The following is a 22550-nucleotide window of genomic DNA, read 5'->3' on the forward strand; positions in this document are numbered from 1 at the left end:
ACATACCCGAAGCATGGCCCTGGGGAGGGAGTAGAAGATGAGTCAAGACCGTCCGTGGTTCAAGAGCTATCCGGAAGGCGTTCCGCGCGAAATCGATCTGGATGAGTACCGCTCCATCGTCTCGGTGCTGGAAAGCGCCATCGATCGTTATCGCAACCGTCCGGCGTTCTCGAACTTCGGCAAGAGTCTGACCTATGGCGACGTGGATACCCTCAGCAAGCAGTTCGCGGCGTACCTGCTCGGCGAGTTGAAGCTGAAGAAAGGCGACCGCGTCGCAATCATGATGCCCAACTGCCTGCAGTACCCGGTCGCCATCTTCGGTGTGCTGCGGGCGGGCCTGACGGTGGTCAACGTCAATCCGATGTACACGCCGCGCGAGCTGCGGCACCAGTTGTCCGACTCCGGCGCGAGCGTGCTGCTGGTGGTGGACAACTTCGGCAAGACCGTGCAGGAAGCCATTCCCGGGGTGACGTCACTCAAGCAGGTCATCACCACCGGTCTGGGCGATCTGCTGGGCTTCCCCAAGGGACCGCTGATCAACTTCGTGCTGAAGTACGTCAAGAAAATGGTGCCGGACTACGACATCGCCGGCACGGTCCGCTTCAAGGACACGCTGACCCTGGGCCGCCTGCATGCGCTGCCCGAGGTCGAGATCGCGCCGGAGGACATTGCCTTCCTGCAGTACACCGGCGGCACCACCGGGGTGGCCAAGGGCGCGATGCTGACCCACCGCAACATGGTCGCCAACATGCAGCAGGCGTCGGCCTGGATCGGCCGTGACGTCAAGGCCGACGGCGAATTGATCGTCACCGCGCTGCCGCTGTACCACATCTTCGCGCTCACCGCGAACTGCCTGGTGTTCATGAAGTTCGGCGCGTCCAACCACCTGATCACCAATCCGCGCGACATGCCGAACTTCGTCAAGGAGATCAGCAGGATCCAGTTCACCGCGATCACCGGCGTCAACACGCTGTTCAACGGACTGCTGAACACGCCCGGCTTCGATCAGGTCGACTTCTCGCGCCTGCACCTGACCCTGGGCGGTGGCATGGCGGTGCAGCGCGCCGTGGCCGATCGCTGGAAGAAGGTCACCGGGATCACCCTGGTGGAGGCCTACGGCCTGACCGAGACCGCGCCGGCGGCCTGCATCAATCCGATGGACCTGAAGGACTACAACGGCGCCATCGGCCTGCCGATTCCGTCCACCGACGCCTGCCTCAAGGACGACGACGGCAATCTGGTCGCGCTCGGCGAGGTCGGCGAGCTGTGCATCAAGGGACCGCAGGTCATGCGCGGCTACTGGCAGCGCCCGGAGGAAACCGCCAAGGTCGTCGACGCCGACGGCTGGCTGCATACCGGCGACATGGCCAAGATGGACGCCGACGGCTTCTTCTACATCGTCGATCGCAAGAAGGACATGATCCTGGTGTCCGGCTTCAATGTGTATCCGAACGAGGTGGAGGACGTGATCGCCGGCCTGGAAGGCGTCCTGGAAGTCGCGGCGATCGGCGTGCCGGACGAGCGTTCCGGCGAAGTGGTCAAGGTGTTCGTGGTCAAGAAGGACCCGTCCCTGACCGAGGAGAAGATCAAGGCCTACTGCCGGGACAATCTCACCGGTTACAAGCAGCCCCGCTACATCGAGTTCCGCACCGAATTGCCCAAGACCAACGTCGGGAAAATCCTCAGGAAGGAACTCCGCGAACCGCCCCCGACCGGGGCCTCCCACTGAAAATCGAAAGGCCGGCGAAAGCCGGCCTTTCTTTTTTTCTTCAGGACTTTAGGGTTAAATTTGAGATTCTCATCACATTTATGAACAACAGGAAGGGATAAACCCTGTCCACAGCGGTCCAGTCAGTGTGCGTCGTCTTTTCACTATCCGTTCAGGTGTAGCATCGCGCCGTGCCCAGCACGTCCCCAATACCAATCCCCACACCATCGGCCAACGGCCACCAGGAGTCATCATGAACAACGTCGAAAAACTGCAGCGCACCCGCAATTTCTCCACCATTCGCGTGGAATCCGCGCCCGATGGCAACAGCCATTGGATGTACATGCACAACGACGCTGGCAAGGGTTCCCGGCCGTGCTTCCGCAGCGAGCTGCTGGATGAGATGTGGAGCTTCACTTCCTCGATCACCCTGCGCGAGAGCGAGCGCCAGTCCGGCCGCCTGCGCCACTTCGTGCTGGCCTCCTCGGCGCCGGCCTTCAACCTGGGCGGCGATCTGGAACTGTTCGCCAAGCTGATCCGCGCCAATGATCGCGAGCATCTGCTGGCCTATGCCCGTCGCTGCATCGATGGCGTGTACACGCTGCACACCGGCCTGGGCGGCGACGTCCGCACGATCGCGCTGCTGCAGGGCGACGCGCTCGGCGGCGGCCTGGAAATGGCGCTGGCCTGCCACACCATCGTGGCCGAGGAAGGCGTGGAAATGGGCCTGCCGGAAGTCCTGTTCGGCCTGTTCCCGGGCATGGGCGCCTATTCGTTCCTGTGCAAGCGCGTCTCGCCGCAGCTGGCCGAGCGCATCATCCTGGAAGGCAACATGTACTCCAGCGACGAGTTCTACAAGATGGGCGTCGTCGACATCCTGGTGCCGAAGGGCCAGGGCGAAGCCGCCGTGCAGGATCTGATCCGCCAGCAGCAGCGTGCGCCTTATTCGCACCTGGCGATGAACACCGTTCGCGGCCTGGCCCAGCGGGTCAGCTACGACGAACTGATGAACATCACCGAAGTCTGGGTCGATACCGCGCTGGCGCTGGGCGACAAGTCCCTGCGGATGATGGAGCGCATCGTCCGCGCGCAGGAAAAGCGTGCCATGCAGGCCGCCTGACCGAAGTCCGATTCGCAGCCACTACAGGGGGCGGGGACTGCGCAAGGCACCCCGGATGGCGGGCAGGCCATGGCCGCCCGCCCGAGCTTTACCCCTGATATCGCGCGGCCGGTTCAATTGCGCTCGTGGCTACCGTGGTCGGCCGAATGGCGGGCCCGCTCGCGTTGCTCCAGCGCCGCCCTGCCCTGGGCGAGATAGGAATTCACCGCCGCCAGCCGTTGCCGCCATTCGCGTGCAATCTGCCAATCCGCCAGGCGCATCAGTTCGCTCGCGGCCGCTGCCAGCTTGATCAGGCCCAGGTTGCTGGCGACCCCCTTCAGCGCGTGCGCGTGATCGCGCAGGTGTTCGCCCTGGCCATGTTCCATCGCGTGGGCCATGGCACCGATGCAACCGTCGGCATCGTTGAGGCACTGGGCGATGAACTCGCGTTCGAAGGCTTCGCCCATGCCCAGGGCGCTGAGTTCGTCCAGCACGGTCATGTCGAGGATTTCGTCCCCTACCCGCACCGCCGTGGTCGGCACCGGGGCCTGTTGCGGGGCGACGGCGCCGTTGGTGGCGATCTCGGCCAGGGTATCCAGCAGGCGGGTCGCGACCACCGGCTTGGCCAGGAATGCACGGGCGCCGGCGCGTTCGCAGTTGCGGATGGCGTCCGGAGTGACGTCCGCGCTCAGGATCACCACCGGCGTGCGCTGGCCGGAGCCGGCTTCCATCACCCGCAGTTGCTTGAGCAGATCCAGGCCGCTGACGTCGGGCATGTGCAGGTCGCAGATGACCGCGTCGTAGTCGAACGAATCCAGGGCGTTGAGCACGTCCTCGCCACCGTTGACGCAGGTGACCCGGTGGCCGGCTTTCTGCAGCAGGCGCTGCACGACCATGCGATTGGCCTCGTGATCGTCCGCCACCAGGATCTGCATGCTGCGGACCCGTGCGCGATGGCGCAGGAACGGATCCGAGAACGCGATGATGTTCTCCGCGCCGGGCTTGCCATTGCCATCTTCCAGCCAGCTCGCCGGCGCATGGATCGCGGGAGTGACTTCGCGCGGCTGGACCGGTTCGAACGGCAGTTCGACCCAGAACGAGCTGCCGCGCTGTTCGCTGCTCTCGAACCCGATCGTGCCGCCCATCGCCTCGGTCAGGCCCTTGGCGATGGTCGTGCCCAGGCCGGTGCCACCGTAGCGGCGGGCCAGGCTGACATCGGCCTGCTCGAAGGCCTCGAACAGGCGTTCGCGCACCGACGCGGGAATGCCGATGCCGGTATCGGTCACGGTGAAGCGCAGGCGGTTCGGTCCGCCGGCCACGGTGACCTGCAGGCGCACTTCACCCTTGTCGGTGAACTTGACCGCGTTGCCGGCCAGGTTCAGCAGGACCTGGCGCAGGTGCCCGGAATCGCCGCGCAGCAGCGTGGGCACCGCGTCGTCGAACTGCACTTCATAGTTGAGCTGCTTGCCGCGTGCCTGCGGCAGCAGGATCAGGCCGATGCTCTCGACCAGTTCGCGCGGCGAAAACTCGACGACATTGAGCTTGAGCTTGCCAGCCTCGATCGCGGAGATATCGAGCACGTCCTCCACCAGCGCCAGCAGGCTGCGGGTGGACGCCTGGATGGTCGACAGGCACTCGCGCTGCTCGCTGTCCAGGCGGGTGGTCGCCAGCAGTTCGGACATGCCCGCCAGGCCGTTGAGCGGCGTGCGGAATTCATGGCTCATGTTGGCCAGGAACCGGCTCTTGGCCTCGTTGGCCCGGCGCGCCTCCTCGGTCGCGCGGGTCAGGTCGCGCAGCAGGCCTGACAGGTACATCGGCACCGCGATCAGGCCGACCCACAGGCCCAGGCCGAGATTGAGGTTCTGCTGCCAGTACGGGCTGACGGTCAGCACGATGCCGAAGCTGATGCAGGCCGACGCCACCGCGCCGACCAGGTAACGGTTGCCATAGCGCAGGCCGTTCCCGACCGTCACCCACATCAGGATCACGTACAGCCAGGCCAGCGGCTCGCCCTTCAGCACCATCGCCACGGTCATCAGGCCGTAGTCGGTGAGCATGCCGATGACCCGGCGCACATGCGACTTGCCGGGCTCCAGCAGGATGGCGATGAACAGCATCAGGCCGACCGCGGCACCGACGCCGCTCATGGTGGCCGACCAGCGGTAGACATCCGGCGGAAGCGCGCCGTACATGGCGGCGATGCCCATGTAGACGATCACGCCGGTGAAGATGATGACGCGGATCGCGGTCTGGCCGTGCTCACTGTCCGGCCGGTTGGCCAGACGATTCTTGATCCACGAGGCCAGATTGCGTTCCATGACTCATTCCATCCCTGGACGGCTCTGCACCGTCGAGTAGCGCTCGCAGATATCGTCCAGGCGTTCCCGCCCGCGGATGAGCGCGTCCACGCAGGAGGGGTCGAACAGGCGGCCGCGCTGCGCATACAGATACGCCAGCGCCGCATCCTTTTCCCAGGCCTTCTTGTACGGCCGGGGCGAAATCAGCGCATCGAAAACATCCGCGACCGCCACTATCCTTGCTTCCAACGGAATCTCGTCGCCGACCAGGCCATCGGGATAGCCGCTGCCGTCGTAGCGCTCGTGATGGCGCAGCGCGATGATCGCGCCGGTCTGGATGAAGCGGTTCTGGCTGCCCGACAGCAACTGGTGGCCGATCTTCGGATGCCGGCGCATCACGTCGGTCTCGTCCTCGGTCAGCGGACCGGGTTTCATCAGCACCGAATCGGGAATGGCGATCTTGCCCATGTCGTGCAGGGGCGCGGCCAGTTCGATGGCGCGGACCTCGTCCTCGGGCAGGCCCAGTTCGTCGGCGATCAGCGCCGCCACGTGCGCCATCCGCTCCAGGTAGGCGCTGGTGCCGCTGTCGCGGTACTCGATGGCGCGGGCCAGGCGCGACAGCGTTTCGCGTTCGCGCTCCTCGACCTCGTGCATGCTGGACAGCAGGCGCTGTTCCAGCGAAAGCGCGCGCTGCTTGACGTTCTCGGACTGCTGGCGCAGTTGCAGCAGGTTGCGGCAGCGGGCGCGCAGCTCGCGCGGGCGGACCGGCTTGACCAGGAAATCGATGACGCCCGCTTCCAGCGCCGCCTGGCGGATCGGCTCGTCACCGACCACCGTGATCAGGATGATGGGAATGTCGCGGTGCAGCGGCAGGCGGCGGAACCGGCGGGCGAATTCCAGCCCGTCCATGCCCGGCATGCGGTAGTCCAGCAGCAACAGGTCGGTGCGGTTGCGCTCGCACCAGTCCAGCGCGACCTGGGGATCCCCGAAGTCGTGCACGCTCAGCTCCGAGGCAATGTCCTCGATTACATGGCGCAGCATCGTGCGCGCCGAAGTCTGGTCATCGACGATGACGATATTCAAAGCGCTTCCCGCCCCTTGTGGCCACATGAAGTGACTGTCGGGCAAGGATACTCCGGCGATGGCTGCACTGGCATCTAGCATCGGAACCGTTTCCTGCGTGTATCGATGACGTCTGGATCCCTGCTCCCGACCGGCCTCCGGCCCGTGGGCGCGGGAGGTGAACGGGAAACGTGGGATTTTTGACGCAGAAAGCGTGCCAGTGTGATGACAGCGACCCGCCGCGGGCCGGAATCGCGAAGGCCGTCACGCAAAAAGCCCGCTACTGCGGGCTTTTGACGCGGGAAACCGACCACCTGCCGGGATCGCCAGGGAGGCTGCCGCCGGGAATCCGGCACCGCGGCCGGCGGCGGCGGGCGCCGGTAAGCGCCCCTGCGCGTCACCCCGCTTGCCGCGCCACGGCGGTTCCCGCTCAGCCGTGGTGCTCGGGGCGCATGTAGGGGAACAGCAGCACGTCGCGGATCGAGTCCGAGCCGGTGAGCAGCATCACCAGCCGGTCGATGCCGATGCCCAGGCCGCCGGTCGGCGGCAGGCCGACTTCCAGCGCCCGGATATAGTCGGCGTCGTAATGCATGGCCTCGTCATCGCCGCCTTCCTTGGCCGCCACCTGGGCCTGGAAGCGGGCCGCCTGATCCTCCGGGTCGTTGAGCTCGGAGAAGCCGTTGGCGAGTTCCTTGCCGTTGATGAACAGCTCGAAGCGATCGGTGTAGCCGGGGTTCTGGTCGTTGGCGCGTGCCAGCGGCGACACCTCGACCGGATGATCAGTGATGAAGGTCGGCTGGATCAGCGTGTGCTCGACCGTGCGCTCGAAGATCTCCAGCAGCAGCTTGCCCCACCCGTAGGACGGCTTGACCGCGATCTTCAGCCGCTCGCAGTGGCGCGCCAGCGCGTCGCGGTCGGTGCAGTCGGCCGCGCTGATCTCCGGATTGTGGTGACGCACCGCCTCGTCCATCCGCCAGCGGCGGAAAGCCGGCTCCAGATCGATGTCCTGCCCTTCCCAATTGACCGCGCCGGTGCCCAGCACTTCATGGGCGACATCGCGGATCACCGATTCGGTCAGGTCCATGATCTCGTTGTACGTGGCATAGGCCTCGTACAGCTCGAGCATGGTGAATTCCGGATTGTGGCGGGTGCTGACGCCTTCATTGCGGAAGTTGCGGTTGATTTCGTAGACCCGCTCCAGGCCGCCGACCACCAGGCGCTTGAGGTAGAGCTCCGGCGCGACCCGCAGGTAGAGATCCATGTCCAGCGCGTTGTGGTGGGTGACGAACGGCTTGGCCGCGGCGCCGCCGGGGATGTAATGCATCATCGGCGTTTCCACTTCCAGGAAGCGGCGCGCGTCCAGCCACTCGCGGATCGCGCGGATGATGCGCGAGCGCTTGATGAAGACATCGCGCGCCTCGGGCGTGACGATCAGGTCGACGTAGCGCTGGCGGTAACGCTGCTCGACGTCGGAGAGGCCATGCCACTTGTCCGGCAGCGGGCGCAGCGCCTTGGTCAGCAGGCGCAGCGTGTCGGCCTTGACCGACAGTTCGCCGGTCTTGGTGCGGGTCAGCGCGCCTTCGGCGGCGACGATGTCGCCGATGTCCCAGCCCTTGAAGGCCTCGTAGGTGTCGCCCAGCGCGTTGGCCTGCAGGAACAATTGCAGGCGACCGGATTCGTCCTGGATCTGCACGAAACTGGCTTTGCCCATCACCCGCTTGGCCATCAGCCGTCCGGCGACGCTGACGCGACGCTCGGCCGCTTCCAGGCTCTCGGCGGTCCACAGGTCCTTGTCGGCGTACTGCGCCTGCAGGTCGCCGGCATAGTCGGCGCGGCGGAAGTCGTTGGGATAGGCGATGCCCTGGCCGCGCAGGGCCGTGAGTTTCGCGCGGCGCTCGGCGATGAGGCTGTTCTCGTCGGCGTGGGGCGGCAGCGCGGGGGTCTCGTCGGTCATGGCGGGTACGGGTCGGTGGAAACGTGGGGGGATGCGGCCGGGGCCGCGGAACCGGGTCGGGGCCATGGCCCCGACCCGTGGATTATGCGTCGATGCGTTTGGCGCCGGCTTCCAGGCCGGCCTTCAGGCTGGCTTCCAGGAATTCATCCAGATCGCCGTCCAGCACCTTCTGGGTATCGGTACGCTCGATGCCGGTGCGCAGATCCTTGATCCGGCTCTGGTCGAGCACGTAGTTGCGGATCTGGCTGCCCCAGCCGATGTCGGACTTGGTGGCTTCCAGCGCGCTTTTCTCGGCGTTGCGCTTCTGGATCTCGATCTCGTACAGCTTGGCCTTCAGCATCTTCATCGCGCGATCGCGGTTGGCATGCTGGCTGCGCTCGGTCTGGCAGGCCACCACCACGCCGCTGGGCACGTGGGTGATGCGCACCGCCGACTCGGTCTTGTTGACGTGCTGGCCACCCGCGCCGGAGGAACGGTAGACGTCGGTCTTCAAATCAGCCGGATTGATGTCGATGTCGATGTTGTCGTCCACTTCCGGCGACACGAACACCGAGGTGAAGCTGGTGTGGCGGCGGTTGTCCGAATCGAACGGCGACTTGCGCACCAGGCGGTGCACACCGATCTCGGTCTTCAGCCAGCCGTAGGCGTAGTCGCCCTCGACCCGGAAGGTCGCCGACTTGATGCCGGCCACTTCACCGTCGCTGGCTTCCATCAGCTCGACCTTCCAGCCGCGCGATTCGGCCCAGCGCAGGTACATGCGCAGCAGGATTTCCGCCCAGTCCTGCGCCTCGGTGCCGCCGGCGCCGGCCTGGATGTCGACGAAGGCGTTGGCGCTGTCCATCTCGCCGGAGAACATGCGCTGGAATTCCAGCTTGTCCACCCGGCCGGCGAAGCGCTCCACGTCGTCGACCACCGCCTGCGCGGTTTCCTCGTCGTTCTCGCCTTCTGCCAGTTCCAGCAGTTCGCTGGAGCCGACCAGCCCCTCGTCGATCTCGCGGATGCCGTTGACGGTCTTGTCCAGCAGCGAGCGTTCGCGGCCCAGTTGCTGGGCGTATTCGGGATTGTTCCAGATGTCGGGGCTTTCCAGCTCCCGGTTCACTTCTTCCAGGCGTTCACGCTTGGAATCGTAGTCAAAGATACCCCCGTAGCGAGGCCAACCGGTCCTGCAGGTCGGCGATGCGCTGGCGGATGGGATTCAGTTCGATCATGGCGGGCGGTGGGGGGCACACAGAGGAACCGGGGATTGTAACAAGCGGATGCCGCCCCCGCCCGCCCCGGAGCGGGGAACCGGCGCCTTCCGGAACATTCCGATGGGCCGACGCCCCCGCCTGCCACAGAATGCCCCGTTTTCACCCTCCCGGCCCATCATGAAATCGAAGCTCACCCTCCTCCTCGCACCGACGCTGATGACGCTGGTGACGCTGCTCTCGGCCGGCTGCGCCGCGAATGTGCGCTGGAAGCATCCTTCACCCAGCCCGGATCTGCTCCGGCAGATGCTGTCGGATGTCGACGGCTTCCATGTCGCCGACGCCAATGGCCTCGAGGACAATACCCTGCTGCCGCGGGAGCGGGCCCGGGCCATCCTGGCCCGGGAGCTGGCCACCGACGAGGACACTCCGGCCTTCCAGTTCGTCGAGGTGCGCGGGCGCACCCTCACCATCCGCGGCTATGGCAAGCATTTCATTCCGTCGAATGATCCGGGGTTGCCACGGCGCCGCTATCTGTATGAATACCACGGTGAACTGACCCAGGCCGCGTATGCGCTCCGGCACATGGCTCCGGTGGCATGCGACCTCAAGCTCTACTCGAAGCCATTGCGGCCGCTGGTGTTCACCTGGATCGACGGGGGTGCCGATCACGGCACCACCCACCCCGTGAAGTTCGACGGCGAATTGAGTGCGGACTGCCACTATCCGCAGACGGTCGAAGACGGCGCGATGGCACGCTACGACATCCTGAGCGGTTACCAGCCCTACGCGCGCAATCGTGGCCGCACCCGTTCACTGCGGATGTTCTGAAACCACGCGCTCCGGTGCCGCGTGGTGCCGGGGCGACGGTCAACGCCCTGGATTTTCAGGCGCTTCCGTCCTGCTCCGCGCCTGTACGCGAACGCAGCGCGGTCCGATGACGGCGGCTGCATGGCAAAACGGTACCGTCCTTGAGGTGGATGCGGGCATCACCGGTGTCCAGCGGTTCGATCGAAACCACCTGCTCGAGATTGACCAGATAGCTGCGGTGGATGCGGACGAAGCACGCGGGGTCGAGCTTGGCCTCGATGCCGGCGATGGTGCTGCGCAGTGGGTAGTCGTGGCCGCGCACGCGCAGGTTGACGTAGTTGCCCGAGGCCTGCAGCCACTCGATGTCGCGGGCGGCCACCAGGAACTCGCGGCCGAGCTTGCGGACCAGGAAGCGCTCCGGCCGTTCCACAGGTTCCAGCGGCGGCCCCTCGTCGGGCACGTCGAGCAGGCTGGCCTCGCCCTGCCAGCGGCGCAGCAGGAAACGATAGACCTCGATGGTGACGACCGCCCAGAGGAAGGTGCGCACATCCTTGAGGTATTCGTAGAAGAACTCCCGCGCCCAGGGACCGAAATCGTATTCCGCCCCCTGCCAGCGATAGGCCAGCATCCGCAATGCGACCATGCCCGCCACGTGCACCAGCGAGTACGCCACGCTGGCCAGCAGGTACCACGGCAACTGCCTCCGCAGCGTGTCCCAGTGGAGCGGGAAACGGCGGGTGAACGCGACCACCGCCGGCACCAGCGCCAGCAGCACGATGCCGCTGGAGGTTTCCCAGACCACCGGCTCCCAGTCCGCGATCCGCAGCCCCGCCCGGTGGATGTCCATCACCGCGGTGATGCTGTTGCCGACCACGTTGATCAGCAGGCCGAACACCCAGAAGCCGATCTCGAAGCTGCGGCGCCAAGGCTGGAAGCGGAGGTAGAGCGTGTCGGAGGAAGATGCCATCCGCGCATTGTAGGTGGGCGCGCCCGCTTCCGCGTTCGCGGGCGCGCCGGACCGCTCATCCCGAAATCGCGATGGACGCCCCCGTCATCGCGCGGGGGCGCAGGCGCTCAACGCACCTCGAACTCGCCGACCAAGACCGTTTCGCTGGCCTCCTTGAGGCGCAGGGTGACGATCTGCCGCTGCTCGCGCGGCGTGCCGAACCGGGTGATGAAAGCCAACTGCAGGGTGGTCGCGCCGGTCACCAGCGACTGGCGGTCGCCGAAGAAATTGGCTTCGACCCGGTACTTGCCCGGCTTGGCCACCCGCAGCGCGAATTCCTCCGGGCCATAACCTCCGGTGAAATCATCCGACAGGCGACCACCCTGGTAGGTTTCCGGATGGCCGTAGAAACACTTCTCGCCGTTGGGATCGGTGACCCACAGATCCATGTCGCTGTTGTCGCTGTCCCAGGTCAGCACCGCGCGCAGATCCAGCGGCAGGTTGCCCAGCAGGCGCGGATCGATGGCATGGGTATCCAGCGGTTTTCCGGCGTTGGCGACGATGGCGTTGAGTTCGGTCAGCGCGATCATCTTGACCCCGTCGAAGCGGGCGTCCCAGTCGCGTCGCACCACTTCGTATAGCGACTCGATGGCGGCCTGCGGGTCCCCGGCCTCCGCCTGCGCCAGGCCCAGATCGCGGAAACTCTGCGGTTCTTCCTCGGCCATCCCGCGCACCCGCCGGAACTGTTCCAGCGCGAGCGCCGGTTCCCTCGCCTGCATCAGGCGATAGGCCAGCACGCGCAGGATATGGCGGTTCTCCAGATCCAGTTCGGCCAGATTGGACAGCACCCGCAGGGCGAGTCCGCGCTGTCCCTTCTCGAACAGGATGTCGGCCACGTCCAGGTAGAACGCGGTGCTGGCCGCGTGTTCGTCGCGCTCGTCCAGGTAGAGCGCGTAGATGCGATCCGCGGGCGCGGCGCGCAGGCGACGCGCGTAGGGGGAATCCGGCTGCCAGGGTTGCAACGCCACCTGCACGCTTTCCGCGGCGCCGGTCACCGCCACGCTGTCCAGCGTCGATCTCTCCCTCGCCAGCGCCAGGTTGCCCTCCGGCATCGATTGCGTGGCCGACGCGGGCGCCGGCGGGGGTGGAGGCGCGGCGGCCACCGGTGCCGCGGCAGCGTCCGCGGCCGCGTATCCATCCGTGACGCGATCCGCTTCGCCTTGGCGACGTTCAAGCTTCGGCGGCGCCGGCGGCCGGCCCTTGGGCCAATCCCGGTTCCACCATTCCCGGCGCTCCTCGAACGCGATCGCCACTTCATCCAATCGTTCGCGCTGGCTGCGTTCGCGATCCCGCACGCGCGACGCCCAGGCCTGTTCGTACGCGGCGCGCAGTTCGACCGGCGGCGCGATTTCGTGCTCCACGTAGTCCTCGACGGTCTCCAGGACCATCAGCGAGGTCTCGCCGGTGACCAGCCCGAACCGCTGGCCCAGGCTTCGGATCCGTCCCGCGTTGGCGGCGCTGTCGCGGCTCCAGCGATCCACCCAGTAACCGGCCCACAATTGCCCGACCGGACCGCTGAGCGCGGCCTGCGTGCCATCGATCGGTATCGGGACCCGACGCAGGCGACCATCCGGCGCCCGATAGCTGACCCGCAGCTCCGCCACCGGCACGGTCAGGCGACCGGCGACGCGCAGCAGTCCGTCCTGGGGCGTGGCCGACGGCGCGATCCATTCCTCGCCGCCTTCCATTTCGATCGCCTGCAGCCGGACCTGCTCGCTGAGCAGGTCGTGCGCCGCCGCTTCCACGCCGGAGGCATCGAACAGGATCGCGCGGCCACCGCGCGCTTCGGCCCAGTCGCGCAGGCGACGTCCGTCGGCATGCGGGCCGGCGCCGCTCAGGGCGAACAGGCGTTGTCCCGGCTGCAGTTCGGGAAACTCCGCGGACGGGCCGTAGTTGTCCACGCCATCGCTGACCAGCAGGTACTCGTCGATGCCGGCCTGCGGCCGCCACGCGCCCAACCGGCTCGCGCCGTCGTAGATCGTGGCGCGCAGTTCCTCGCGCAGGCTCGACCAGTCTCCCTGGCGCACCGGGTAGCGCACCGCGGGTTCGGCCACATCGCGCAACCGCACCAGGCTGACTTCGATATCGCCGGCCGCGCGCAGGTAGCGATCCAGCACCGCCAGTTCGGCCTCGTGATCGCGCCCGCGCGCGGATCCCGAGCTGTCCCACAGCAGCATCACCGCCTTGGGTGGCGTGCGCGCCACCGGCGCATCCTCCACCGGCAACTCGGCGAGGAAATACAGCTGATCGTCGATCCGTTGCAGATGACTGCGCGGTCCCTTCGCGCGCGGGATGCGCAGTTCCAGGCTGCCCTGTCCGCTGAAATCACGGCGCGTGAAGCGGGCATCCCAGCCATGGGGGCCCATGCGCCCGCCCAAGGTGCCCGCGAGCGTTCCGTTGACCCGTGGCGCGCCGGCGACACCTTCGATACGCATGTCCCAGCTCAGCTCGGCGGCGCCACGCGCGAACGCCAGCGATACCGGCAACCGGTAGTGGTCGCCTTCACGCGCCAGCGTCTCGCTGTAGATCAGGCGTACCCGGCGGCTGCCGGTGGCGGGAATCGGGAAGATGCGCAGGCGGAAGTGGTTGCCGGCCGTCTGTTCCAGCAACGCGGGATCCACGCCCTGCCGCGCGATCGCTTCGAACACCTGCCGGCCCTTGGCCTTCTCGACCGGCACCGCCGCGCGCATGCGCCCATCGATATCCAGCGCGAAACCGGTGATGCGCTGTCCGTCGCGCAAGGGAAACGCCAGTTGTCCTTCCAGCACCCGCCGATTGGGGTTGTGGAACTCCAGTTCGACCGTGGTCTGGGCGACGCCGCCGACCACCATCGTCTCCACCCGCGCCTGGCGCAGCCGCACCGGAAGTTCGGCGCCGGCGACTTCCAGCAAAGGCACGGCATCGCTGGACAGCCGCTGGGAGCGCAGGTCCCCGCCCCCGCATCCCAGCCAGAACACCAGCGCCACCAGACAGGCCAGCATCGCGGCCCCGTGCTTCCCCTGCATATGCAATCCCCTTTCTTGTTTCCGGTCTGGAACGGACAAACGTCCGGCGCGGCTCCCTGGGGTTACCCGGAATCGCGTGCTTTCGCCTGCCTACGGCAGCGCCACCCAATGGCGAACCAGCAACTGGATGCCCCGGCGGTCCTGGTAGTCGTCGGTGTCGAGCTGGTAGACGGCGTGGACGCGCCTGGGCCTGGCCTGGTCGCGCCAGCCGCCGAACTGGATGGCGCCCAGCGGTTGCGCGCGCCCGGGCAGGCGCAGCGAGAACTTCAGGTGCTTGCCGCCGACCACGCGCCAGTCGATCACCTCGAACTCACCGTCGAACAGCGGTTCGGGGAAGCCCTGTCCCCAGGGCCCGCCATCGCGCAGCGCTTCGGCGTGGACGCGATCGAACTCCTCCGGCAGCAGTTCGCCGTCGCTCAGCCATTCGGCCTGCAAGAGGCTGTCGTCCAGCCACTGCGCGGCGACCTGGCGGAAGGCGGCCTCGAACGCCGGCAGCCGCGCCTGCGCCAGGCTCAGGCCGGCGGCCATCGCATGGCCGCCGAATTTCTCGATCAGCCCCGGATTCGCCGCATCGACGGCCGCCAGCGCATCGCGCATGTGGAATCCGGGAATCGAGCGCGCCGAACCGCGCAGCGAATCCGCGCCGGGTTCGGCCGGCGCGAAGGCGATCACCGGCCGGTGCAGGCCGTCCTTGATCCGCGAGGCGACCAGGCCGACCACGCCCGGATGCCACTCGGCATCGAACAGGCACAGCGCCAACGGTGGATCCGCCTCCAGCGCGGCCAGCTTCGCCAGTGCGATCTGGGCCTCGTCCACCATCTGCTGCTGCACGCCGCGACGCTCGGCGTTGATTTCGTTGAGGGTGGCGGCGATTTCGCGCGCCTGCGCGGGGTCGTCGGACAGCAGGCATTCGATGCCCAGCGACATGTCTTCCAGGCGTCCCGCGGCGTTGAGCCGCGGCGCGATGGCGAAACCGATGTCCGAGGCGGTCAGATGGCGGGCGTCACGCCCGGCGACTTCGATCAGGGCCTGCAGGCCCGCGCTGCCCTGGCCGGCGCGCAGGCGGCGCAGGCCCGCGCCGACCAAGGCGCGGTTGTTCGCGTCCAGCGGCACCAGATCGGCCACCGTGCCGACCGCGACCAGATCCAGCAGCACGGTCAGATCCGGTTCGCCCTGCGGCCAGCGGCCGGCGTCGCGCAACCGCCGGCGCAGCGCAAGCAGTACGTAGAACGCCACGCCGACGCCCGCCAGCGCCTTGCTGGGGAAGCCGTCCTCGCGCAGGTTCGGGTTGACGATGGCGTCTGCGGCCGGCAGCGTTTCGCCGGGCAGGTGATGGTCGGTCACCAGCACCTGCCAGCCCTGCGCTCGGGCGCGCGCGATGCCGGCATGGCAGGCGATGCCGTGATCCACGGTGACCAGCAGTTCCGGCTCGAGCGCGGCCAGTTCGTCCACCAGCGACGGCGACAGGCCGTAACCATGCGTCATCCGGTTGGGCACCGTCGCGGTGACCCGCGCCGCGCCGAGCGCGCGCAGGCCGCGCACCATCAGCGCGCACGCGGTGGCCCCGTCGCAGTCGAAATCGCCGACCACCACGATGTGGCGTTGTTCGTCGATGGCGGCCCGCAGCAGTTCGCAGGCCGCATCCAGGCCACCCAGCGCGTCGGGGGAAAGCAGTTGCGCCAGGCGCGGCTGCGCGCCGGCCGCCGCGGTGACGCCACGGCCGGCGTACACGCGTCGCAGCAATGGCAGCATGCCGGCCGGCCAGTCCCCGCCGGCCGCCGCCTCGCGCCGGCGGATCCGCGCCGTTGGCGTCATGCGGTCAATCCGGCGTCCGCGCCGCCCAGGCGGGCGAGCGGACGGCGCCAGAAGCGCCAGCGCTGATCGCGACGCAGGGTGAACCGTTGGCCATCCTCGAAATCCAGTTCCAGCAGGTGCAGTTCGCCGCGCGCCAGCGCCGCCAGCAACGGTTGCAACGCGTCGCGCGCCAGCGTGTCCAGCTGGCGCAGGTGGCGCAGGTCGATGAGCGCATCGACCGCCCCGCCCTCGCCTTCGGCGGTGACGCCGGCCGCGCGCGCGAGCGCGCGCAGCACGGTGTCCTGGCCCTTGACCTGGCGGAAGCGGGTGGTCACCGATTGCGGCAGCCGGCCGCCGCCCCAGAACCACAGCGAATTGACCGGCGCCTTGCCGGCCGCGATGCGCCGCGCATTCCACCGATGGTTGTGCAGCACGATCTGCGCCTCGGTCAGCAACGCGCGCCAGCGCCGGCCGTCGTCGCCTTCGGGCAGGTGCGCGAACAGATCATCGCCCAGCACGTCGCCAATCGGCGCGAACGCGGGCAGCCGCGCATCCGGCGGCAGGCGCAGGTACCAGCGCGTGGGCTGCGGCGCATCGAGCAGCAGGCCGGCGTCGCCGAACAGGGGCTTCAGCGCCGGCAGCAGTTGCGCGGCATCCTCTCCATCCAGTCCCAGCGCCTCGCCGTAGGCGAGCATGCGCGCACCGTTCATGTCCGGCGAGACCCGCGCCGGATCCGCGCGCAGCCAGGTGGCGCCTTCGGCGTCGCCGGCGTCCAGTTGCCGGGTCAGGGCGGCCACCGGCCAGTGATCGGGCACCTGCCGGAAATGGCGGCGAAGCTGTTCGCGTTCGCCGCCCTGCCCGGTGTGGCGATCGGCCCGCCCCAGCGCCCTGGCGACATCAGCCGGCAGCGACTGGCCCGCCAGCCGATGGCGCGCGGGCAGCAGCAGGGTGGCGGTCGCCATCGGCCGCTCAGTCGGTGTAGCTGACGCCGACGATTTCGTACTCGCGCTGTCCGGCCGGCGCGTCGATGGTGACCGCGTCACCCTCGTGCTTGCCGATCAGCGCGCGGGCCAGCGGCGAGGAAATCGCGATCAGGCCCTGCTTGATGTCCGCTTCCAGATCGCCGACGACCTGGTAACGCTTCTCCTCGTCGGTCTCCACGTCGGCCAGGGTCACCGTGGCGCCGAACACGATGCGCGAACCGGCATTGAGCTTGGTGACGTCGATGATCTCCGAGTGCGAGAGTTCGCTCTCCAGCTGCTTGATGCGGCCTTCGATGAAACCCTGCTGCTCGCGGGCGGCGTGGTACTCGGCGTTTTCCTTCAGATCGCCGTGCGCGCGCGCCTCGGCGATCGCGGTGATCACTTCCGGCCGCTTCACCGTCTTCAGCAGATCCAGTTCCTGGCGCAGCCGCTGCGCGCCCTTCATTGTCAGTGGTGCTCTCACCCTTGCAGCTCCTTGTGCAGTTCCTGCAGGGCCCAGACCGGGCCCGTACCGCGGTATTCCAGCGAATGCACCAGCGCCTTGGCGCCGGCGATCGTGGTCGAATAGGTGACGCGATGCTGGAGGGCCTCGCGCCGGATGGAGAAGGAGTCGGCGATGGCCTGCCGCCCTTCGGTGGTGTTGACGATATACACGATTTCGCCGTTCTTGATCAGGTCGACGATGTGCGGGCGTCCTTCCACCACCTTGTTGATCTGCTCGCAGGCCAGGCCATGCTCGCGCAGCCACGCCGCGGTGCCCTGGGTGGCGACCAGGCTGAATCCGCGCTCGACCAGCGCCTGGGCGACCGGCAGCACGCGCTTCTTGTCCGGATCCCGCACCGACACGAACGCCTTGCCCGGTTGCGGGGCCTTGATGCCACCGGCTTCCTGCGCGCGCGCCATCGCCGCGCCGAAGCTGCGGCCCACGCCCATCACTTCGCCGGTGGAGCGCATTTCCGGTCCGAGGATCGGATCCACGCCCTGGAACTTGGCGAACGGGAAGATCGCTTCCTTCACCGAGTAGTAATCCGGCACGATTTCGCGGGTGGCGCCCTGTTCTTCCAGGCTGCGCCCGGCCATGCAGCGGGCCGCGATCTTGGCCAGCGCCACGCCGGTGGCCTTGGACACGAACGGCACGGTGCGCGAGGCACGCGGATTCACTTCCAGCAGGTAGACGGTGTCGTCGCCGTCGTCGTTGGCCTGGATGGCGAACTGGGTGTTCATCAGGCCGACCACGTTCAGCGCCTTGGCCAGTTCCACCACCTGCCGGCGCAGTTCGTCCTGGGTCTTGGCCGACAGCGAATACGGCGGCAGCGAGCAGGACGAGTCGCCCGAGTGCACGCCGGCTTCCTCGATGTGCTCCATCACGCCACCGATCAGCACCTTGCCGGTGCTGTCGGCGATGATGTCCACGTCCACTTCCACCGCGTTGTCGAGGAAGCGATCCAGCAGCACCGGCGAGTCATTGGAGACCTTGACCGCGTCGCGCACGTAGCGCGCCAGGTCGGACTCGCCGTAGACGATTTCCATCGCGCGGCCGCCCAGCACGTAGGACGGGCGCACCACCAGCGGATAGCCGATCTCACGGGCCAGCGCCAGCGCCTGCTCGTCGGTGCGGGCGGTGCGGTTGGGCGGCTGCTTCAGGCCCAGCTTCTCGACCAGTTGCTGGAAGCGCTCGCGGTCCTCGGCCAGGTCGATCGAATCCGGCGAGGTGCCGATGACCGGCACGCCGTTGGCTTCCAGCGCGCGCGCCAGCTTCAGCGGGGTTTGGCCGCCGTACTGCACGATCACGCCCTTGGGTTGTTCCAGCTCGACGATGGCCAGCACGTCTTCCAGGGTCAGCGGCTCGAAGTACAGGCGATCGGAGGTGTCGTAGTCGGTGGACACGGTTTCCGGGTTGCAGTTGACCATGATGGTCTCGTATCCGTCCTCGCGCAGGGCGAGCGCCGCGTGCACGCAGCAGTAGTCGAACTCGATGCCCTGGCCGATGCGGTTGGGACCGCCGCCGAGAATCATGATCTTGTCGCGGCTGGTCGGCTCGGCTTCGCACTCGTCCTCATAGGTCGAATACAGGTAGGCGGTGCCGGTGGCGAACTCGGCCGCGCAGGAATCCACCCGCTTGTAGACCGGCTTCACGCCCAGTGCCTTGCGCAGCACGCGCACGGCGGCCTCGTCGGTGCTGGCCAGCTGGGCCAGGCGCGCATCGGAGAAACCCATCCGCTTGAGCCGGCGCATGCGGCGCGCGTCCAGCGAACCCAGGCCGTCGGCGGCGATCTGCTTTTCGTCGGCGATGATTTCCTCGATCTGGTCCAGGAACCACGGATCGATGAACGACAGCGCGTGGACCTGCTCCACGCTCATGCCGGCGCGGAACGCGTCGGCAACGTAGAACAGCCGTTCCGGACCCGGCGACTTCAATTCACGGCGCAGCTGCGCCAGATCGTCCTCGCTGGCCAGATCCAGCCCGGTGGGGTCGAGGCCGACCTTGCCGGTCTCCAGGCCGCGCAGGGCCTTCTGCAGCGATTCCTGGAAAGTGCGGCCCATCGCCATCACCTCGCCCACCGACTTCATCTGGGTGGTCAGGCGGGCGTCGGCCTGCGGGAACTTCTCGAACGCGAAGCGCGGGATCTTGGTGACGACGTAGTCGATCGTCGGCTCGAACGAGGCCGGGGTCTTGCCGCCGGTGATTTCGTTCTTCAGTTCGTCCAAGGTGTAGCCGACCGCCAGCTTGGCCGCGACCTTGGCGATCGGGAAACCGGTGGCCTTGGAGGCCAGCGCCGAGGAGCGCGACACGCGCGGGTTCATCTCGATGACGACCACGCGACCGGTCTGCGCGTTGACGCCGAACTGCACGTTGGAACCGCCGGTGTCCACGCCGATCTTGCGCAGCACCGCGATGGAGGCATCGCGCAGGCGCTGGTATTCCTTGTCGGTCAGGGTCTGCGCCGGGGCCACGGTGATCGAGTCGCCGGTGTGCACGCCCATCGGATCCAGGTTCTCGATGGAGCAGACGATGATGCAGTTGTCCGCGGTGTCGCGGACCACTTCCATCTCGAATTCCTTCCAGCCCAGCACCGACTCCTCGACCAGCACTTCCGTGGTCGGCGACAGTTCCAGGCCACGGGTGACGATGTCGATCAGTTCTTCGCGGTTGTAGGCGATGCCGCCACCGCTGCCGCCCAGGGTGAAGCTGGGACGGATGATGGTGGGATAACCGACCCGGGCCTGGATCTCGATCGCCTCTTCCAGCGTGTGGGCGACGGCCGCGCGCGGGCATTCCAGGCCGATCTCGCCCATCGCCACGCGGAACAGCTCGCGATCCTCGGCCATGCGGATGGCTTCGCGCGAGGCGCCAATCAGTTCGACGCCGTATTTTTCCAGCACGCCATGGTCGGCCAGGTCCAGCGCGCAGTTCAGCGCGGTCTGGCCGCCCATGGTCGGCAGGAGCGCGTCGGGCTTTTCCTTGGCGATGATCTTCTCGACCGTCTGCCAGTTGATCGGCTCGATGTAGACCGCGTCGGCCATTTCCGGGTCGGTCATGATGGTGGCCGGGTTGCTGTTGACCAGCACCACCCTGTAGCCCTCCTCGCGCAGCGCCTTGCACGCCTGGGCGCCGGAGTAGTCGAACTCGCACGCCTGGCCGATGACGATCGGGCCGGCGCCGATGATGAGGATGGTTTTTATGTCGGTGCGCTTGGGCATGGGCTTACTCGAAGAATTTCGGGGGGATGCCGCAGGCATCGGAGATTTCGGTGGCCATGGCCGCGAGTTGGAGGTCGCTGGCCGACGGCTGGTCCTCGTCCTGATCGGTGAACTCGCCGTAGCCGGACAGTTCGCGCAGGCGCCGGTACGGCGAGCCGTAGGCGAAGGTCATGAAGGAAACGAGCCGATCCGGGGCCATTCCGCTGGGGTCGAATCCTTCCCCTTCGCCGGACAGCGCGTTGTCGATCGAAAATCCACCCAGTTCCTTCATCGCATCGCCGGCGCCCTCGTCCAGCAACTTCAGCGCGGCCTGGAACTCATCCGGCGCCTCGTCGGCATAGGCATCGACCGCACGTCGCTTGCGCGCCACGAAGGCCGGCCGGGCGACCTGCTGGCTGAAGCAGGCGCGCTGCTTGCCGTCCAGTTCAGCCTCCAGCGCCTTCGGATCCTTTTCCATCAGTTGCGCGAAGATGCGATGGATCGGGAACATGTCGACCAGGTATTCGGTCATCCGCTCGCGCGCTTTCGCATCGACGGAGACCGGCGCCGCAATGGCGGCGCCGGTGCTGGCCAGCAGTGTCGCCGCCAGCAGCAGCCGCAGCCGCATGCGGCTCACGCCGCGCGTTCCATGCTGGCGACGAAGCGATCGAACAGTGGCGACACGTCGTGCGGACCGGGCGAGGCTTCCGGGTGGCCCTGGAAGGAGAACGCCGGCGCGTCGGTCAGTTCGATGCCCTGGTTGGTGCCGTCGAACAGCGAGCGATGGATGACCCGCACGTTGGCCGGCAGGCTGCTTTCGTCGACCGCGAAGCCATGGTTCTGCGAGGTGATCATGACCCGGCCGGTGTCCAGGTCCTGGACCGGATGGTTGGCGCCGTGGTGGCCGTGTCCCATCTTCAAGGTCTTCGCGCCGGCGGCCAGCGCCAGCAGCTGGTGGCCCAGGCAGATGCCGAAGGTCGGGATCTTCTTCGCGACGAATTCGCGGATGGCGTCGATCGCGTAGTCGCACGGTTCCGGATCACCGGGGCCGTTGGACAGGAAGATGCCGTCCGGATTCAGCGCCAGCGCTTCGGCGGCCGGTGTCTGCGCCGGCACCACCGTCACGTCGCAGCCGCGTTCGGCGAGCATGCGCAGGATGTTGAGCTTCACGCCGAAGTCGTAGGCGACGACCTTGAACTTCGGTTCGGCGCGGACGAACGCGCCGCGATCCAGATCCAGCTGGCCCTCGTTCCAGCCGTAGCGTTCGGTGGTCGAGACCACCTTGGCCAGGTCCATGCCCTTCAGGCCGGGGAACTTGCGCGCCGCTTCCAGTGCCTTTTCAACGTCCACGTCCGGGCCGGCCATCAGCGCACCATTCTGGGCGCCGCGGTCGCGCAGGATGCGGGTGAGCTTGCGGGTGTCGATGCCGGCGATGGCGACGATGCCGCGGGCGATCAGCCACTCCGGCAGCGACACCTGGCTGCGCCAGCTGCTGGGCCGGCGCGGCACGTCGCGCACGATCAGGCCGGCACCCCAGACCTGGCGCGCTTCGTCGTCCTGGTCGGTGCAGCCGGTGTTGCCGATGTGGGGATAGGTCAGGGTGACCAGCTGGCGGGCGTAGGACGGGTCGGTCAGGATTTCCTGGTAACCGGTCATCGCGGTGTTGAACACCACTTCGCCGACGGAAAGGCCGGCTGCGCCTACGGATTCGCCCTCGAATACGGTGCCGTCTTCGAGTACGAGGATTGCGGGTTGAGTCACGGGGTTCGCCTTGGGGTGAAGGAACCCTGCCCCTCCGACTTGCGGCTGCAAGAAACCGCGGACTCGGCGTTTTTCCGGTCCGGGGCGGTGGGTAACAGGCGAGCGGGAATTATACGGGCGAGCCCCCTTCCGCGCTACAGTTTTTTGACCGATCCATTCGCAGTCCACTGGCATCGCGTCCGCTGTTCAGGCTCACGACGCGG

Annotated in this window: 15 protein-coding genes; 3 read left to right on the top strand and 12 right to left on the bottom strand. The window is 67.3% G+C overall.

The genetic code is table 11. The features are described from left to right. The first annotated feature begins 37 nt into the window (after positions 1 to 37). Complete coding sequence (locus AC3DE2_RS05625; RefSeq protein ID WP_295375676.1) at positions 38 to 1729, top strand: long-chain fatty acid--CoA ligase; 1692 nt, start codon at positions 38 to 40, stop codon at positions 1727 to 1729. A gap of 232 nt (positions 1730 to 1961) precedes the next feature. Then, positions 1962 to 2828 carry a crotonase/enoyl-CoA hydratase family protein gene (locus AC3DE2_RS05630; RefSeq protein ID WP_295375678.1) on the top strand — a complete coding sequence of 289 codons (867 nt, stop codon included), beginning with the start codon at positions 1962 to 1964 and terminating at the stop codon, positions 2826 to 2828. A gap of 113 nt (positions 2829 to 2941) precedes the next feature. On the opposite strand, the gene AC3DE2_RS05635 is transcribed toward AC3DE2_RS05630, so the two are convergent. From AC3DE2_RS05635 to prfB, 4 genes are all read right to left on the bottom strand, one after another. Next, positions 2942 to 5125, bottom strand: coding sequence for an ATP-binding protein (locus AC3DE2_RS05635; protein ID WP_295375680.1), 2184 nt, complete (start codon positions 5123 to 5125; stop codon positions 2942 to 2944). Positions 5126 to 5128: 3 nt separating this feature from the next. Then, complete coding sequence (locus AC3DE2_RS05640; protein WP_488425410.1) at positions 5129 to 6268, bottom strand: HD domain-containing phosphohydrolase; 1140 nt, start codon at positions 6266 to 6268, stop codon at positions 5129 to 5131. 328 nt (positions 6269 to 6596) lie between these two features. After that, positions 6597 to 8120, bottom strand: a complete 1524-nt coding sequence (gene lysS, locus AC3DE2_RS05645; protein ID WP_488425411.1) for a lysine--tRNA ligase — start codon at positions 8118 to 8120, stop codon at positions 6597 to 6599. Positions 8121 to 8202: 82 nt separating this feature from the next. Then, positions 8203 to 9328, bottom strand: a protein-coding gene (gene prfB, locus AC3DE2_RS05650; protein WP_488425412.1) for a peptide chain release factor 2 whose coding sequence is annotated in 2 segments (ribosomal slippage) — positions 8203 to 9252 and positions 9254 to 9328 — 1125 coding nt in all. Because the reading frame shifts where the segments join, the coding sequence is not laid out codon by codon here. A gap of 159 nt (positions 9329 to 9487) precedes the next feature. On the opposite strand from prfB, the gene AC3DE2_RS05655 reads away from it, so the two are divergent. Next, the gene (locus AC3DE2_RS05655; RefSeq protein ID WP_488425413.1) at positions 9488 to 10138 is read left to right on the top strand and encodes a hypothetical protein; all 651 of its coding nucleotides are present in this window, start codon (positions 9488 to 9490) and stop codon (positions 10136 to 10138) included. A gap of 55 nt (positions 10139 to 10193) precedes the next feature. Here AC3DE2_RS05655 and AC3DE2_RS05660 read toward each other — a convergent pair whose 3' ends face one another. From AC3DE2_RS05660 to carA, 8 genes are all read right to left on the bottom strand, one after another. Next, positions 10194 to 11084, bottom strand: a complete 891-nt coding sequence (locus tag AC3DE2_RS05660; RefSeq protein WP_295377343.1) for a LytTR family DNA-binding domain-containing protein — start codon at positions 11082 to 11084, stop codon at positions 10194 to 10196. Between the two features lie 107 nt (positions 11085 to 11191). Further along, complete coding sequence (locus AC3DE2_RS05665) at positions 11192 to 14128, bottom strand: DUF2135 domain-containing protein (RefSeq protein ID WP_488425414.1); 2937 nt, start codon at positions 14126 to 14128, stop codon at positions 11192 to 11194. Between the two features lie 90 nt (positions 14129 to 14218). Beyond that, the gene (recJ, locus tag AC3DE2_RS05670) at positions 14219 to 15943 is read right to left on the bottom strand and encodes a single-stranded-DNA-specific exonuclease RecJ (RefSeq protein WP_295377339.1); all 1725 of its coding nucleotides are present in this window, start codon (positions 15941 to 15943) and stop codon (positions 14219 to 14221) included. Next, positions 15940 to 16884 (bottom strand): phosphoglycerate mutase, encoded by a 945-nt coding sequence (locus tag AC3DE2_RS05675; RefSeq protein ID WP_488425415.1) that lies wholly within the window; start codon positions 16882 to 16884, stop codon positions 15940 to 15942. The genes recJ and AC3DE2_RS05675 overlap by 4 nt, the downstream gene beginning before the upstream one ends. Positions 16885 to 16891: 7 nt before the next feature. Next, entirely contained in the window at positions 16892 to 17356 is a 465-nt protein-coding gene (greA, locus tag AC3DE2_RS05680; RefSeq protein WP_181444083.1) for a transcription elongation factor GreA, read from the bottom strand. Between the two features lie 8 nt (positions 17357 to 17364). After that, entirely contained in the window at positions 17365 to 20607 is a 3243-nt protein-coding gene (carB, locus tag AC3DE2_RS05685) for a carbamoyl-phosphate synthase large subunit (protein ID WP_488425416.1), read from the bottom strand. Between the two features lie 4 nt (positions 20608 to 20611). After that, entirely contained in the window at positions 20612 to 21223 is a 612-nt protein-coding gene (locus AC3DE2_RS05690; protein ID WP_295380576.1) for a hypothetical protein, read from the bottom strand. Further along, positions 21220 to 22347: a glutamine-hydrolyzing carbamoyl-phosphate synthase small subunit gene (carA, locus tag AC3DE2_RS05695; RefSeq protein ID WP_295380566.1), complete on the bottom strand. Its 1128-nt coding sequence runs from the start codon at positions 22345 to 22347 to the stop codon at positions 21220 to 21222. Before carA ends, AC3DE2_RS05690 begins: the two co-directional genes overlap by 4 nt. Positions 22348 to 22550: the final 203 nt, after the last annotated feature.

It is taken from the genome of Pseudoxanthomonas sp. 68-E7, from assembly GCF_057773145.1.